General features: G+C 44.9%; 1 protein-coding gene and 1 pseudogene. Both read left to right on the top strand.

What is annotated here, in order from left to right; translation table 11 throughout:
- Nucleotides 1-343, top strand: a 343-nt coding sequence (locus GRP75_RS29010; protein WP_202404376.1) for a polyprenyl synthetase family protein, incomplete at its 5' end; no start/stop codon positions are given.
- Nucleotides 344-453: 110 nt separating this feature from the next.
- Nucleotides 454-523: pseudogene (locus GRP75_RS29015) on the top strand (nucleoside-diphosphate kinase); the annotation flags it as partial.

Raw genomic sequence — 523 nt, forward strand, 5'->3', positions numbered from 1 at the left:
TGATCTGCTTGATCTGTGTGGCACGGAAAAAAAGATTGGCAAGCCGCCGGGCAGCGATATGAGACAGGGGAATATTACGCTTCCGGTGATTTATGCGCTTGAACAGCCTGAGTTGCGTGCCGATCTACTGGCTGAAATCCGCCGCATTCAGGATGGAGATGGGCAAGGAGACGCACGCAAAGCGGTGGATATGATCAAAAAAAGTGAAGGAATCGCTAAAGCTGAAATTCTCGCCGACCGATATATTAATAAAGCGCTAAACGCGCTGGACTTACTACCAGATGTCAAAACAAAAAAGACGCTACGCGATATTGCTCATTTTGTAACACGCCGCTCCTACTAAAGTTGTGTTTTGGGTTTGCTGTGACAAAATGCTTTAACCGGTTCCAAGCTTTCTGTTACAATACAGTTTAGTACTGTATAAATACATTAGATTGGATTGGGAGTGAGCCGATGGATCGTACTTTTTTGATGGTTAAACCGGATGGTGTACAACGTGGATTGATTGGACGTATCATCAGTC

Origin of the sequence: Paenibacillus sp. OT2-17 (genome assembly GCF_009827695.1) — a bacterium.
GTDB classification, from domain to species: domain Bacteria; phylum Bacillota; class Bacilli; order Paenibacillales; family Paenibacillaceae; genus Paenibacillus; species Paenibacillus polymyxa_B.